Genomic DNA, 15,241 nt, shown 5'->3' with positions numbered 1-15,241 from the left:
GATAAGTTATGTTCAATAAAAAATGGACACTTAAACATACGGGAGATGTATGTGAAAGCGAATTAAGTAAAAAATTAAAAATTTCCCCGGAAATTAGTCAAATTTTAAAAAATAGGGAAATAAATAACGAAAAAGATGCAGAAATATTTATGAATCCATCATTAGAATATTTAAGAGACCCATTTTTAATGAAGGACATGGATAAAGCCGTAGATAGAATAAAAAAAGCTATAGACAATAAAGAGAGCATATGGATATATGGAGATTATGATGTAGATGGAGTATCTTCTACCTCAATATTATGTTTATATTTTGACTCTATTAACTATCCAGTTAATTATTACATACCAAATAGATTAGAAGAAGGATATGGCATAAATGAAGAAGCTATAAGACACATACATAATCAAGGATGTAACCTAATGATAAGTGTAGACTGTGGTATTACATCTGTAGAGGAAGTAAAAATAGCAAATGAATTAGGTATAGATGTTATAATAACAGACCATCATGAGTGTCAAAGTGAAATACCTAATGCTCTAGCTGTTATAAATCCAAAACAAGAAGATTGTAACTATCCTTTTGATATGCTTTGTGGATGCGGTGTTGCCTTTAAATTAATACAAGCACTTACTCCTAAAGAAGAATTTAAAAATAGTTTATATAAATATTTAGAAATAACAACCCTAGCTACTATATGTGATATAGTACCGCTAGTAGACGAAAATAGAATAATAGTAAAAAATGGTTTAACTCTTATGTCTAAGGGCAATAATATAGGCTTAAGGGAGCTTATAAAGGTTTGTGGAGTTGAAACAGAAAAAATAGGTTCATCTCATATAGGATTTTCTATAGGACCTAGAATAAATGCATCAGGTAGACTTGGATACTCAATGTTAGGTGTTGAATTATTTACTACAAAAGATACAGAAAAAGCTAAAGAAATAGCAATGTTACTAGAAGAGAAAAATAACGAAAGACAGTTAATAGAAGGAAAAATGTATCAAGAAGCAGAGGCTATAATAGAGGCTAATGAAAAGTACAAGACTGATAAAGTTTTAGTTATAGCTAATGAAGGGTGGCAACATGGAGTTATTGGTATAGTTGCATCAAAGCTTACAGAAAAATATTACAAGCCAACAATACTATTAACTATAGAAAATGGTGAAGCTACAGGTTCAGCTAGATCTATAAAAGGGTTTAGTATATTTGATGCACTTGTAAGATGTAAAGATTTATTAAATAAGTTTGGTGGGCATGAACAAGCAGCAGGTTTATCTTTAGATAAAGAAAACATAGACAAGCTTTCTAATGAAGTTAATAAGTTTGCAGAGTATGAACTTACTGAAGAAGACTTAATCGAAAATGTAAAAGCTGAACTTGAATTAAAAGAAGAATCTATAAGTTTAGAATTAGTAGAAGAACTTCATAAGCTAGAGCCATATGGATTAAATAACCCTAACCCTAGATTCATAGTAAGAGATGCAATACTTAAAAGTATAATAACTATGGGTAAAAATAAACAACATATAAAGTTTACTATAGAAAAAGAAAAGTCTTATGAATGTATAGGATTTAATATGGCATACCTTAAAGAAAGATATATGCCAGGAGATAAGGTAGATGTACTTTTTCAATTAGATGAAAATAATTTTATGGGAAGAAGAAGTATTCAGCTTTTATTAAAAGATATAAGAATGTCTTATCCTAAAAATAGTAGTACAAATGAAGATATTATTGAACTATTTTCAAAGACTATACCTAATGAAAATTGCTTATACGATATAAAAGAAGTTGATAAAAATTCATTATATGAAAAATTTGGATTTGATAATATAGAAGAAATGATAAGTGGAAATAAAGATATTAATATATTTGATTACATAACTAAAGATACATTAGTTATAGCAAATACTATAAATGGGTTTTATAAAGCTATATCAGATATATCATTAGTAGATGAAGATATAATAGATGGATTTGATATAAACTACAACGAAATTATGTCAAATAGTGATAAACTGCAGCTTATATTCTCTCCAAATATTGAAAAAATTAATATAAAAAGATATAATAATATTATTCTTTATGATTATTTGTATAATATGGGGGACTATTCTCATTTATACGAAAAAGCGAATAATGAGGCTATAATTATCAAATATTATAGTCAAACGGATTTACTATATCTAAACAATATTGTAAATAATTTAATTCCAGAAAGAGAAGAATTTATATACGTATATAAATTTATGCTTTCAAATAAAGAAATAAATGTTGATTTTAAGGATATAAAGAAGGTATTTAACATGATACCTTTAAAAGTATTTACAATATTAAAAGTGTTTAAAGAATTGTTACTATTAGATTTTGAGTTTGTATATGATAACTTACTAAATACAAAATCTATACATATAAAGTTATTACCAAAACCAGACAAAAAATTAAACTTAGATGAAAGTAAAATACTTAAAAACTTAAAAACTCTTAACGAGAAATACAGAGAAAGTTATTAGGAGGAGCAATTGTAATGGATTTAAAACAAAAGATAAGAGAAATCAAAGACTTCCCAAAAGAAGGAGTAAGTTTTAAGGATATAACTACATTAATGCAAGACGGAGAAGCTTTTAAATATGCTATAGACGAATTTATAAAAAATTTAAAAGATAAAAACATAGACATAGTAGTAGGACCTGAAGCGAGAGGATTCTTAACAGGAACTCCAGTTGCTTATGGAATGGGAGTTGGATTTGTCCCAGTTAGAAAACCAGGAAAATTACCATATGAAACAGAAAGCTATCAGTACGGATTAGAATATGGTAGTGACACTTTACAAATACATAAAGATGCTATAAAGCCAGGACAAAGAGTAGCAATAGTTGATGACTTACTAGCTACTGGAGGAACTATGGAAGCTGCAGCGGCTCTAATAGAAAAATTAGGTGGAGAAGTTGTATCTATGCAATTCTTAATAGAATTAGAGTCCTTAAATGGAAGAGAAAAGCTATCTAAATACGATGTAAATTCTCTAATAAAATATTAATAAATTAGATTATTTTACAAAGGTGCTTAAAGGCATTACTAAAATAGTTGGTATTATACCAACTATTTTAGTATAAAGAATTAAAATGTTTATACAATAGGATTAAAAAGGTATTAAATTAATATAGGGTTTTGTTTCTTTGAGTAAATGAATGAGGCTTTATAAAATTACATATGTAAAATAGGTGGTATTATGCATGATAAGGAATTACAAGAATTAATAGAAAAAATAAAAGGTTATGCTCCAAATGCTGATATAGATTTAGTAAAAAAAGCTTATTATCTTGGTAAAAAAGCACATGAAGGTCAATTTAGAAAGTCTGGTGAACCTTATTTCATTCATCCTCTAGCAGTTGCCAATATACTAGCAGACATGGAACTTGATATAGAAACTATAGCAGCAGGAATATTACATGACGTTGTTGAAGATACGGACTATACTTATGAAGATATAGAAAAAGAGTTTTCTCAAGAAATTGCCAATTTAGTGGACGGAGTAACTAAACTTGGACAAATTAAGTATCAATCAAAAGAAGAAACACAGGCAGAAAATCTAAGAAAAATGTTTATGGCTATGGCTAAGGATATAAGAGTTATACTTATAAAATTAGCAGATAGACTTCATAACATGAGAACTTTAAAATTTATGCCTCCAGAAAAAGCAAAATCAAAAGCAAAAGAAACACTTGAAATCTATGGGGGAATAGCAAATAGATTAGGTATTTCTAAAATAAAATGGGAATTAGAAGATTTAGCACTTAGATATATAGATCCAGATGGATACTATGAATTAGTTGAAAAAGTAGCTAAAAAAAGAAGTCAAAGGGAAGAGTATATAAAAAAAGTTTTAAGTATACTAGATGAAAAATTAAAATCTGTAAATATACCATACAATGTATATGGAAGACCTAAGCATTTTTATAGTATATACAGTAAGATGAAAAACAAAGACAAGGGATTTGAAGAAATTTACGATTTAACAGCAGTCAGAATAATAGTAGATAATGTTAAAGATTGTTATGCAGTACTTGGAATGGTACATACATTATGGAAGCCAATTCCAGGAAGATTTAAAGATTATATAGCAATGCCAAAACCTAATATGTATCAAAGTCTTCATACCACTGTTATAGGGCCAGATGGAGAGCCTGTAGAGATACAAATAAGAACAAAAGAAATGCATCAAATAGCTGAATACGGGATTGCAGCTCACTGGAAATATAAAGAAGGTAAAACTCAAGATACAAGACAAAATGTTGAAGAGAAACTTCAATGGTTAAGACAAATGATGGAGTGGGAAAAAGACTTAAAAGATCCTCAAGAGTTTTTAGATGCTCTTAAAGATGATGTATTTAGTAGTCAAGTTTATGTATTCACTCCAAGGGGGGACGTTATAGAACTTCCGGCAGGTGCAACTCCAATAGATTTTGCTTATAGAGTGCATACTAATGTAGGTAATAAATGCGTTGGAGCTAAGATAGACGGAAGAATAGTTCCTATCGATTATAAATTACAAAACGGAAATATAGTAGAAATATTAACTTCTTCAAATTCAAATGGACCAAGTAGAGACTGGATTAATATAGTAAAAACACCAAATGCTAAAAGTAGAATAAGACAGTGGTTTAAAAAGGAAAGAAGAGAAGAAAATATTGAACGTGGAAATTTAATACTTGAAAAAGAATTTAAAAAATATAATATACCAGCAAAAGAAGCTTGTATAGAAAAGTACCTAGGTCAAGTGGCTAAAAAATTCAATCAACAAACTGTAGAGGATTTAATAGCTACTATTGGTTATGGTGGAATAATGGCATCACAAGTTGTTCCAAAGGTAAGAGAATTATACGAAAAAGAAGTCAAAAAAACTAAAAAAGAACAAGAAGCAAATGCTGTAGAGGACTTAAAGAATCACAATTTAACAGATTCTGAATATAAGAAAAAGAGAAAGAATACATCTCAAGGAGTAACAGTAAAAGGACTTGATAATATATTAGTTAGATTTGCAAAATGTTGTAATCCACTTCCAGGTGATGAAATAGTAGGATATGTTACAAAAGGTAGAGGTGTAGCTGTTCATAGAAAAGACTGTCCTAATGCAAATGTAAATGGAGACTTCTTTAAAAATAGATTATTAGAAGTTGAATGGTGTAACTCGGAAAGTAGTAGATTTGAAGCAGAAATTCAAATAAAAGGTGTAGATAGAAAAGGTATAATTAATGATATAACTCATGCTGTAGCAGTTGAAAAAGTAGGATTTAATGGTATAAATGCCAGAAAAGGAAAAGAAGGTATTATAAATGTTAATCTACTTATTGAAGTTGATAATATAGATGAGCTAAATTTATTAATGAAAAAGATAAAATCTATACCAGGAATAGAAGATGTATATAGAGTAATAAACTAGGAGGAAGGACTATGAGAGCAGTTGTACAAAGAGTATCATCATCTAAAGTTACAGTAGGTGATCGTGTTACAGGCCAAATAAACAAGGGACTACTTGTTTTACTTGGAGTGACTCATGAAGATACATCAAAAGATGTTGATTACATGATAGATAAAATACTAAACCTAAGAATTTTTGAAGATGAAAATGAAAAAATGAACTTATCTCTTAAAGATGTAGGTGGAGAACTTTTAGTGGTTTCACAATTTACCTTATATGGTGATTGTAGAAAAGGAAAAAGACCAAGCTTTACAAATGCAGCAAGACCAGATGTTGCAACTAAACTTTATGAAGAGTTTGTACAAAAAGCAAAGAATAATGATATAGTAGTTGGAACTGGTGAGTTTGGTGCTCATATGATGGTAGATTTAACTAATGATGGACCAGTTACAATATTATTAGAGTCAAATAAAGCTTTCTAGGGGGATTTAAAAATGAAAATAGAAAAAATACTTGAACCAAGCTTTGGTGAAAATATGTATATATTAGTAGATGAAGAAACTAAAAAATGTGCAGTAGTAGACCCAGGTGGAGCAGAAGATAAGATATTAAATTATATAAAAAATAATGGTTTAACACTTGAGTATATATTATTAACTCATGGACATGGAGATCATATAGGTGCAGTAAAATCTATAAGAGAAAAGACAGGTGCTAAGGTAGTTGCACATACTGATGAAAAAGAGCTATTAAATGATAATAGAAAAAATTTAAGTTGTATGATGCCTCATTGCGGACCACAAGAATTAGATGCTGACATATATGTAAATGATAAAGAGAAATTAACATTAGGTAATTTAAAACTATCATTTATACATACACCAGGACATACAAAAGGTGGAATGTGTATAAGAGTCAATGATGATATGTTTACTGGAGATACTTTATTTGCAGGAAGTATAGGTAGAACAGATTTTATTGGAGGAAGTTATAAAGAGTTAGAAAAATCTCTTAAGAAATTATCAAAATATGAAAATGACGTTAAAATTTATCCAGGTCATGGACCAAGTTCTACTTTAGGAATAGAAAAGACGAGCAATCCATATATGAGCAGATAAAAAATAATTGCTCCAATAACTTATGGATAATATATAACTAAAGTTTTAAAAGATAGCTATATTAGCTATCTTTTAGGCATTTAAGTAACTTAAAGTAAATTTAACTATTATGTTAAGAAGGAGCAAGAAAATGATAGGTGTAGTTTTAAAAGGACATGATTATAAATACGAAGTAGCTGAATTAATAAAACTATTTACTACGGATTTTGAATTTGTAGAAAGAAAAAGCTTCGGAAGAATATTAACAAATACATTATTAAAATATAATGATACAATAATCGCTAAAACTGAATACTATGAAAATTATGATTTAAAGTATGAGTTTAGAGACCATATAAACATAAGTGGATTAAATGAACAAGAAATAAAAAAAGCTACAAAAGAAACTATAAAAAGAAGTATATTTAAAGTTTTAAAAAATAGATTAAACTCATATGTACCTTGGGGGATACTAACAGGTATAAGACCTGTTAAGATAGTACACACTCTATTAGATCAAGGTGTAGATGAAGAGTCTATAAGAAAAATATTAAAAGAAAAATACTATATAATGGATGAAAAAATAGACTTAAGCTTAGAAATTGCAAAGAGAGAAAGAATATTTATATATCCAATAGATAAAAATAAAATTTCTTTATATGTAGGTATACCATTCTGTCCAACAAGATGTTATTATTGTTCATTCCCAGCAAATCCATTAAAGCAATTTGGACATTTAAGAAAAGAATATGTAGATAAGCTTATAGAAGAAATAAAGGGACTTTCTAAAATATTAAAAGACACTAATAAAGAAATAGAAACACTATATATTGGCGGAGGAACTCCAACAGCTTTAGAAAAAGAAGAGTTAGATACTTTAATAACTGCTTTATTTAAAGAGTTAGATTTAAGTACAATAAAAGAATTTACAGTAGAAGCAGGAAGACCTGATACTATAACTAGAGAAAAATTAGAAGTTCTTAAAAAGCATAATGTAGATAGAATAAGTATAAATCCTCAAACTATGAATGATGAAACATTAGCTAAAATAGGTAGAGACCATACTGTAGCTGATATAGTAGATTGTTTTAATATGGCAAGAGCAATAGGATTTGATAATATAAATATGGATATCATATTAGGTCTTGTAGATGAAGATTTAGATATGGTTAGAAATACTTTAGAAGAAATCAAAAAACTTTCACCAGAAAGTTTAACAGTACATACATTAGCTGTAAAAAGAGCATCTAATCTAAAAGAAAATCTAGATAAATACGAACTTACAAGATATGAAGAAATGATAAAAATGATAGATTTATCAATGGAATATGCTCGTGATATGGGACTTAATCCATATTATATGTACCGTCAAAAGCATATGTTAGGAAATCTAGAAAACATAGGATATGCTAAAGAAGGTTATGAATGTATATATAACATTCAAATAATGGAAGAAAAGCAAAGTAACTATGCAGTAGGTGCTGGATCTATATCAAAATTTGTATATGTTGATGAAGATAGAATAGAAAGAGTTGACAATGTTAAAAATGTAGAGCAATATATAGACAGAGTTGATGAAATGATAGAAAGAAAGAGAAAGGAGATATACAAAAATGTTAACTAAAGCTCCAAGAGGAACTAAGGACATAACTCCAAAAGATGCTTACAAATGGAATTATGTTGAAAATAAATTTAGAGAGGTATGTGCATTATTTGGATACGAAGAAATGAGAACTCCAATATTTGAACATACAGAATTATTCAAAAGAAGTGTTGGAGATACAACTGACATAGTACAAAAGGAAATGTATTCTTTTGAAGATAAAGGTAAAAGAGATATAACTTTAAAGCCAGAGGGAACTGCTGGTGTAGTTAGAGCATTTATAGAAAATAAATTATATGCAGAAACTCAACCAACAAAGTTATTTTATATGACACCTTGTTTTAGATATGAAAGACCACAAGCAGGAAGACAAAGACAATTCCACCAATTTGGAATAGAAGCTTTAGGAAGTGACAAACCATCATTAGATGCAGAAGTAATAGCTTTAGCTGTTCAATTTTTCAATGAAGTTGGTCTTAAAGATTTAGTGGTTAGCATAAACTCTGTTGGATGTCCAACTTGTAGAGCTAAATACAACGAAATACTAAAAGCATACTTAGATTCAAAAGCAGATGTATTATGCGAAACTTGCTTAGAAAGAAAAGATAAAAACCCAATGAGAGTTATAGACTGTAAGAATCCTACATGTCAAGAAAACTTACAAGATGTACCTTTTATGGTAGATCACTTATGTGATGATTGTAGAGAACACTTTGCAAAAGTACAAGAGTACTTAAGTGAAATGGAAATAAACTATGTAGTTGACAAAAAAATTGTTAGAGGACTTGATTACTACAAGAAAACTGCTTTTGAGATAATATCAAATGATATTGGTGCTCAAAGTACAGTTTGTGGTGGAGGAAGATACGACGGACTAGTAGAACAAATTGGAGGACCTAAAGGAGTTAGTGGTATAGGATTTGGTCTAGGAGTTGAAAGATTATTATTAACTTTAGAAAATAATAATATAGAAATCGAAAATCCACATGCTATGGATATATTCATAGTAACAATAGGAGATAAAGCTAAAACTAAGAGCTTTAAAATATTAAAAGATTTAAGAAGTGAACATATAAGTGCTGAAAATGACCACTTAGATAGAAGCGTTAAGGCACAATTTAAGTACTCAGATAAAATAAATGCAAAATTCACTATAGTTATAGGTGATGATGAGTTAGAAAATGATAGTGCTACACTTAAGAATATGGCTACATCAGAGCAAACTACTATAAAACTAAGTGATATAGTTAAAGAATTAAAGGAAAGATTATAATTTATAAATTACTATACAATTTTAAATATAATAAATGATATATCATAAATTATAGAAAGCCAATTTTAAATGGACAAGTAAATTGCAGTAATGATAAAATATTAAATTATAATAAGTCTTATACAAAAGGTCTTAAAGAAAGACTTTTGAAGCACATATACAAAGATTATATATCAATAATTTTTAAATAAATATAGTTTATTATGTGCTATAGGAAATTTAAAGAAAGCCTGGAGGGTAAATAATGGAAACTCTAAACGGATTAAAGAGAACTCACTATTGTGGGGACTTAAGAGAAAACAATATAAATGAAGAAGTTGTCCTTATGGGATGGGTTCAAAAGAAAAGAAACTTAGGTGGATTAGTATTTGTTGACTTAAGAGATAGAAGTGGATTATGCCAAATAATATTTGATACTGACGTTAATGCTGAAGCTTTTGCTAAGGCTGAAAAGTTAGGTTCTGAATATGTTATAGCTGTTAAGGGAAAAGTTTGTGAAAGATCATCTAAAAACCCTAACATGCCAACTGGTGATATAGAAGTATTTGCTACTGAACTTAGAATACTTAATGAATCTCAAACACCACCAATATATATAAAAGATGATGATAATGTATCAGAAGAATTAAGACTTAAGTATAGATACTTAGATTTAAGAAAGCCATCTATGCAAAAGACTTTAATGTTAAGAAGTAAGGTTGCAAATATAGTAAGAAACTACTTAACAGAAAATAACTTCTGTGAAATAGAAACACCTTTCTTAATAAAGCCAACTCCAGAAGGTGCTAGAGATTATCTTGTACCAAGTAGAGTTAATGAAGGTAAATTCTATGCTTTACCACAATCACCACAATTATTCAAACAATTATTAATGGTAAGTGGTATGGATAGATACTTCCAAATAGTTAAGTGCTTTAGAGATGAAGACTTAAGAGCAGACAGACAACCTGAGTTTACTCAAATAGACTGTGAAATGTCTTTTGTTGAACAAGAAGATGTTATGGCAATAATGGAAAAAATGGTGCAAACTATATTTAAAGAAATATTAAATGTAGATGTAGCATTACCACTTCCAGTTATGACATATGCTGAAGCTATGGAAAGATACGGAAGTGATAAGCCTGATACTAGATTTGGATACGAATTAACTAATATATCTGATTTAGTAGAAAACTGTGGATTTGGAGTATTTGCTAATGCTACTAAAGATGGAATGAGCGTTAGAGGTATAAATGTTGAAGGTAAATCTGATGAAATAAGTAAAAAGCAATTAAGTAAAATAGAAGACCATGCTAAGACTTACAGAGCTAAAGGTCTTGCTTGGATGAGAATAGGAGCTAACAGAGAGGTTACTTCTCCAATAGCTAAGTTCTTCACAGAAGAAGAATTAACAGCTATACTTGACAGAATGAATGCTAAAGAAGGCGACTTATTATTATTCGTTGCTGATAAAAACTCTGTAGTATTTGATGCATTAGGTCAAGTTAGACTTGAAGTTGCTAGAAGACTTAACTTATTAGACAACAATGAATACAAAATGTTATGGGTAACTGAATTCCCTGTATTTGAAGAAGATGAAGAAACTGGAAGAATGGTAGCTAAACATCATCCATTCACTTCTCCAATGGATGAAGATATAGAAAAGCTTGAAGGAGATGACAAAGCATCTTTAAGAGCTAAGGCTTACGATATAGTTATAAACGGATACGAAGTTGGTGGAGGAAGTGTTAGAATATTTAACGCTGACGTTCAACAAAAAATGTTTAAAGCATTAGGATTTACTGAAGAAGAAGCTAGAGAGAAATTTGGATTCTTATTAGATGCATTTAAGTATGGAACTCCTCCTCATGCAGGAATTGCATTTGGACTTGATAGATTAGTTATGATACTTGCAGGAACTACTAACATAAAAGATGTTATAGCATTCCCTAAAAACCAAAGTGCAGTATGTCCAATGACTAATGCTCCAGCAGTAGCTGAAGAAGCGCAATTAAAAGAATTAAATATAAAAGTTGAAATAAACAAGTAATATACAAATTTTGTATATTATAGCAAAGAAAGTGCCTCAAGATAGATTATTAAGAGGCACTTTCTTTATTTATTTATTTTTGAGCAAGGTATAAACCTAGTGGATACATAAAAATTATAATTTAAGTTTGACTATTTAATATTATTTTGAGAATAGTACTTGCTTACAAGCATCTTTTCTCCACCTTCAACGGATCTTTCTCCACCCGCATAAGGTTTAGTACCCTCCATGTTATATGCTTTATCTCCAGATAATAAATTTTTAGCATGATCATCTAAAGTATCTTGTGAATATTTATTAGTTGTTTTATTATCTGAGCTATCGTAATAATCAAGTTCAGATGAAACTTCCATTCTTAAGTTATTTAAAGCTTTTTTAGCATTTGATTTAGAATTAGTATCCATATTAGAATCTCCTTTAAAAGTAATCTATTAATATAATCAACATAATAAGCTAAAACTATACTTAAAAGAGTAAAATAGTATTATAATTAAGATATAAATATGAAAAATATTTAGAATTTAATAATTATATTATATAATATAATTACTAATCATTATTAAAAACTATTTATTTTGTAATTAAAAATGATTAGTAGGCTATATTTTCTAAAAAATTCGTATAAAGTATTAGATAGTTTGAATTAAATCCACATCGAAAAAATAAAAATAAGCTATAATATATATATCAATAAAAGAGGTGAACATATGGAAAGAAAATTAGCTGAGTCAAATGATAAAGAAGCTCTTATAAAAAGACTTAAAAGAATAGAGGGACAAGTTAAAGGTATTCAAAATATGATAGAAGAAGAAAGGTATTGTGTAGATATATTGGTCCAAATATCGGCAATTAGATCTGCTATAAACAAAGTGGGTACAATAGTGCTTGAAAATCATATAAAAGGATGTGTTTCTCACACCATAAAAAGCGGTAATGAAGAAGTTACAGAAGATGTTATAAATGAATTAATGGGTACTATAACTAAGTTTACAAAATAGGGGTGGTTTTGTGGAACAACAAGGGTATATAATAGAGATTTTAGATAAAAATACTGCTAAGCTAAAAATGCAAAGGCATTCTGCTTGTGCAGCTTGTGGAAAATGTGTTACTAGTTCAGAATCAAAAGACATAGTGGTAGAAGTTGATAATAACATAGGTGCTAAAGTTGGAGATAGGGTAAAAGTAAATATGGATGGTGTAAATGTATTAAAAGCAGCCTTTTTAGTATATCTTACTCCATTAGCAGGTCTTTTGATTGGAACAATAGCTACATATTTTATATTAAATAGCATAAGTATGACAAGTAGTATAGAAGTTATAAGTTTTATAGTGGGTATTACTACTATGATGATTGTTTTTTTTATACTTAAAAAAAGAGATAAAAAATTTAGAGAGAGCAGAGAGTATATACCTATAATTACGGATATAGTATCAAGTGGAAAAGATATTTCTTTATAGTATATAGTCAATCATGCTCATATATTAATAAAAAGGCTATGAATATAGAATTAAACTCTATTTTCATAGCTTTTTTATAAAGGTTTTATAATTAAAATCTAAGCAATTATTTATTAACCTTTTGAATTAATGCTGCCATTTTCTTTAGTTTGAATATATTTATAGTTCTAACAAAAGAAGTCATAACTAATATTCCAAGTGCTATAGCGGCCCCAGAAAATAATACATCTGTACCAACTGATACAGCCATATCATAATCTCTTTGAACTAGATAAAGCATAGTATTATACATTCCAAGTCCAGGAACTAAAGGTATTATACCTGGTATTACAAATAATATTGCAGGATGTTTTAATTTCCTAGCAAGCATTTCACTTATAAAAGCAACAATTAGAGTAGCTATGAAGTTTGAAATTATTGCATTAGAAGTAATTCCCATTAAATAATAATACATTGTCCACCCTATACCTCCAGTAATTCCTGCTGGAACTAGTGTAGATATAGGTCCATTTAAAAATACAGCAAATCCAACAGTAGAAAATGCTGAAAATATAAAATGCCAAACTAAACTCATATCAGTCATTAGAATGCACCTCCAAACTTAAGCCATAAATCTAGAACAAGACCAACACCACAAGCTATAGAAATAGCAGTTAAGCCTGCATCAAAAGCACGTGCTACTCCTGAAATTAAATCCCCTGCAATTAAATCACGTATACCTTTTATAAAAGATACTCCAGGAAGTAGTGGCATTATAGAACCAACTATTAGGGTTTTAGGTGTTGCTAAGAAACCAAGTTCTGTTATTAAAACCCCAGTTAAAGCTATAAATACTGAAGCTATTAAACTAGAAAAGGCTGGTATATTACTTATCTTCATAATTTTTTTATAACATATAACTGCTAGTATAGATATTATAGTTGTAAATATGAAATTAATTAAATTATTACCCCCAACAACACAAGCAAAAGAAGCAGATGCTAAACCTGTGGCTATGTAAACTAATTTAGGCGGATGTTCAGGAGTCTCCCCAAGAACTTTAAGCTCTGCTAAAGCATCTTTTATAGGCATATCCTTTGCATTAACAAACTCTCTAGAAAAATTATTAAGTAGAGAAATTTTGTTTAAGTTTATTCCACGGTTTCTAATCGTTTTCATGAAGGATAAACCATCAAATCTATCATCTGATATGATGATAGCGGTAGGAGTTGCAAATACGCTAATATGATTAAAACCCCTCGACTTACAAACTCTAATAACGCTATCCTCTACACGATAAGTTTCAGCCCCATTTATTAGCATAAGTTCACCAAGAAATAAAGCTAACCTAAGTACGTCTTTTTTGTATTCTTGATTGCTGTCGTTATACATAAAATTCCCTCCTAACTAACCTATTATAAGCATTATAACATCTTTTTTGACATATGTTTACAAAACTATAGTTAAATATATGAATTTAAAATAAAGCTTTAAATTTATACATTATATAGATTAAATAATAATAATTATTATATCTATTTTGTCAAAATACTCATCTTTTATTTATATTAAAAAACTTATAGAATTTAAAAATACAAATAAAAATATTTTTAAAAAATTTTATTAATACATAATATAATAAAAATAACCTAAATCTAGATTATTACTTGCTTTTTATAAAAAATATTGATACAAAATATTGAGAAAAAATGAAAAAAATAAAAAAGTTTAAAAAAAGTGTTGACCATATAAAAATAAGATGATATAGTAGTACTTGTCCAAGAGAGGACAGTAAGAACTTTGAAAATTAAACAGTAGGTTAATTTATATAACTGATTCTTAAAGAATCGAAAACAAACCAAGCCAGATATTCAGATAATGATAGTCTGAGCAGGTAGTCAAATTTATTTTAGCAACGGATGTTGTTGAACGTATGTGAAACAATTTCGTTGGCGATATAAATTCGAAGAATTTATTTTGAGAGTTTGATCCTGGCTCAGGATGAACGCTGGCGGCGTGCCTAACACATGCAAGTCGAGCGATTCTCTTCGGAGAAGAGCGGCGGACGGGTGAGTAACGCGTGGGTAACCTGCCCTGTACACACGGATAACATACCGAAAGGTATGCTAATACGAGATAATATGATTTTATCGCATGGTAAAAATATCAAAGTTTTCGCGGTACAGGATGGACCCGCGTCTGATTAGCTAGTTGGTAAGGTAACGGCTTACCAAGGCGACGATCAGTAGCCGACCTGAGAGGGTGATCGGCCACATTGGAACTGAGACACGGTCCAAACTCCTACGGGAGGCAGCAGTGGGGAATATTGCACAATGGGCGAAAGCCTGATGCAGCAACGCCGCGTGAGCGATGAAGG

The 15,241-nt window shown here is 29.3% G+C and carries 13 protein-coding genes and 1 rRNA gene; 11 read left to right on the top strand and 3 right to left on the bottom strand.

The features are described from left to right. Positions 1 to 8: 8 nt before the first annotated feature. The 8 genes from recJ to aspS all read left to right on the top strand — a co-directional run bounded on the left by recJ (position 9) and on the right by aspS (position 11,427). Positions 9 to 2,516: a single-stranded-DNA-specific exonuclease RecJ gene (gene recJ / locus I4U66_RS08525; protein ID WP_195928757.1), complete on the top strand. Its 2,508-nt coding sequence runs from the start codon at positions 9 to 11 to the stop codon at positions 2,514 to 2,516. 14 nt (positions 2,517 to 2,530) lie between these two features. Then, positions 2,531 to 3,043 (top strand): adenine phosphoribosyltransferase, encoded by a 513-nt coding sequence (locus I4U66_RS08520; RefSeq protein WP_092923782.1) that lies wholly within the window; start codon positions 2,531 to 2,533, stop codon positions 3,041 to 3,043. A gap of 192 nt (positions 3,044 to 3,235) precedes the next feature. Next, entirely contained in the window at positions 3,236 to 5,446 is a 2,211-nt protein-coding gene (locus tag I4U66_RS08515; RefSeq protein WP_092923785.1) for a RelA/SpoT family protein, read from the top strand. Positions 5,447 to 5,457: 11 nt separating this feature from the next. Further along, entirely contained in the window at positions 5,458 to 5,907 is a 450-nt protein-coding gene (dtd, locus tag I4U66_RS08510; protein WP_092923788.1) for a D-aminoacyl-tRNA deacylase, read from the top strand. Between the two features lie 12 nt (positions 5,908 to 5,919). Next, on the top strand, positions 5,920 to 6,543 hold the full coding sequence (locus I4U66_RS08505; protein WP_092923791.1) for an MBL fold metallo-hydrolase: 624 nt from the start codon (positions 5,920 to 5,922) through the stop codon (positions 6,541 to 6,543). 130 nt (positions 6,544 to 6,673) lie between these two features. Next, on the top strand, positions 6,674 to 8,146 hold the full coding sequence (gene hemZ, locus I4U66_RS08500) for a coproporphyrinogen dehydrogenase HemZ (RefSeq protein ID WP_092923794.1): 1,473 nt from the start codon (positions 6,674 to 6,676) through the stop codon (positions 8,144 to 8,146). After that, positions 8,136 to 9,398 (top strand): histidine--tRNA ligase, encoded by a 1,263-nt coding sequence (hisS, locus tag I4U66_RS08495; RefSeq protein ID WP_092923797.1) that lies wholly within the window; start codon positions 8,136 to 8,138, stop codon positions 9,396 to 9,398. Before hemZ ends, hisS begins: the two co-directional genes overlap by 11 nt. Positions 9,399 to 9,642: 244 nt before the next feature. Then, positions 9,643 to 11,427 (top strand): aspartate--tRNA ligase, encoded by a 1,785-nt coding sequence (aspS, locus tag I4U66_RS08490; protein WP_092923800.1) that lies wholly within the window; start codon positions 9,643 to 9,645, stop codon positions 11,425 to 11,427. Between the two features lie 131 nt (positions 11,428 to 11,558). On the opposite strand, the gene I4U66_RS08485 is transcribed toward aspS, so the two are convergent. Then, entirely contained in the window at positions 11,559 to 11,831 is a 273-nt protein-coding gene (locus I4U66_RS08485; RefSeq protein WP_092923802.1) for a hypothetical protein, read from the bottom strand. Positions 11,832 to 12,134: 303 nt separating this feature from the next. On the opposite strand from I4U66_RS08485, the gene I4U66_RS08480 reads away from it, so the two are divergent. Together I4U66_RS08480 and I4U66_RS08475 are read left to right on the top strand one after the other, a co-directional pair. Continuing rightward, positions 12,135 to 12,425 carry a metal-sensitive transcriptional regulator gene (locus tag I4U66_RS08480; protein ID WP_092923805.1) on the top strand — a complete coding sequence of 97 codons (291 nt, stop codon included), beginning with the start codon at positions 12,135 to 12,137 and terminating at the stop codon, positions 12,423 to 12,425. A 10-nt stretch (positions 12,426 to 12,435) separates the two neighbouring features. After that, on the top strand, positions 12,436 to 12,885 hold the full coding sequence (locus I4U66_RS08475) for a SoxR reducing system RseC family protein (RefSeq protein WP_092923808.1): 450 nt from the start codon (positions 12,436 to 12,438) through the stop codon (positions 12,883 to 12,885). A 106-nt stretch (positions 12,886 to 12,991) separates the two neighbouring features. Here the strand turns inward: I4U66_RS08475 and I4U66_RS08470 are convergent, their stop codons facing one another. Further along, complete coding sequence (locus I4U66_RS08470) at positions 12,992 to 13,468, bottom strand: threonine/serine exporter family protein (protein WP_092923811.1); 477 nt, start codon at positions 13,466 to 13,468, stop codon at positions 12,992 to 12,994. Then, positions 13,468 to 14,256, bottom strand: a complete 789-nt coding sequence (locus I4U66_RS08465) for a threonine/serine exporter family protein (RefSeq protein WP_092923813.1) — start codon at positions 14,254 to 14,256, stop codon at positions 13,468 to 13,470. The genes I4U66_RS08470 and I4U66_RS08465 overlap by 1 nt, the downstream gene beginning before the upstream one ends. Positions 14,257 to 14,837: 581 nt before the next feature. Between I4U66_RS08465 and I4U66_RS08460 the strand changes: the two genes are divergently transcribed. Then, positions 14,838 to 15,241, top strand: a 16S ribosomal RNA gene (locus I4U66_RS08460); the annotation flags it as partial.

Origin of the sequence: Romboutsia sp. D33t1_170424_H2, assembly GCF_015669105.1 — a bacterium.
Taxonomy (GTDB): domain Bacteria; phylum Bacillota; class Clostridia; order Peptostreptococcales; family Peptostreptococcaceae; genus Romboutsia_C; species Romboutsia_C hominis.
The sequence above is the reverse complement of the archived record's forward strand: the minus strand, read 5'-3'. Positions and strand labels throughout refer to the sequence as shown.

Coding starts and splice junctions, on each gene's coding strand:
- recJ (WP_195928757.1), top strand. CDS start 9: ATGTTCAATAAAAAATGGACACTTAAACATACGGGAGATGTATGTGAA.
- I4U66_RS08520 (WP_092923782.1), top strand. CDS start 2,531: ATGGATTTAAAACAAAAGATAAGAGAAATCAAAGACTTCCCAAAAGAA.
- I4U66_RS08515 (WP_092923785.1), top strand. CDS start 3,236: ATGCATGATAAGGAATTACAAGAATTAATAGAAAAAATAAAAGGTTAT.
- dtd (WP_092923788.1), top strand. CDS start 5,458: ATGAGAGCAGTTGTACAAAGAGTATCATCATCTAAAGTTACAGTAGGT.
- I4U66_RS08505 (WP_092923791.1), top strand. CDS start 5,920: ATGAAAATAGAAAAAATACTTGAACCAAGCTTTGGTGAAAATATGTAT.
- hemZ (WP_092923794.1), top strand. CDS start 6,674: ATGATAGGTGTAGTTTTAAAAGGACATGATTATAAATACGAAGTAGCT.
- hisS (WP_092923797.1), top strand. CDS start 8,136: ATGTTAACTAAAGCTCCAAGAGGAACTAAGGACATAACTCCAAAAGAT.
- aspS (WP_092923800.1), top strand. CDS start 9,643: ATGGAAACTCTAAACGGATTAAAGAGAACTCACTATTGTGGGGACTTA.
- I4U66_RS08485 (WP_092923802.1), bottom strand. CDS start 11,831: ATGGATACTAATTCTAAATCAAATGCTAAAAAAGCTTTAAATAACTTA.
- I4U66_RS08480 (WP_092923805.1), top strand. CDS start 12,135: ATGGAAAGAAAATTAGCTGAGTCAAATGATAAAGAAGCTCTTATAAAA.
- I4U66_RS08470 (WP_092923811.1), bottom strand. CDS start 13,468: ATGACTGATATGAGTTTAGTTTGGCATTTTATATTTTCAGCATTTTCT.
- I4U66_RS08465 (WP_092923813.1), bottom strand. CDS start 14,256: ATGTATAACGACAGCAATCAAGAATACAAAAAAGACGTACTTAGGTTA.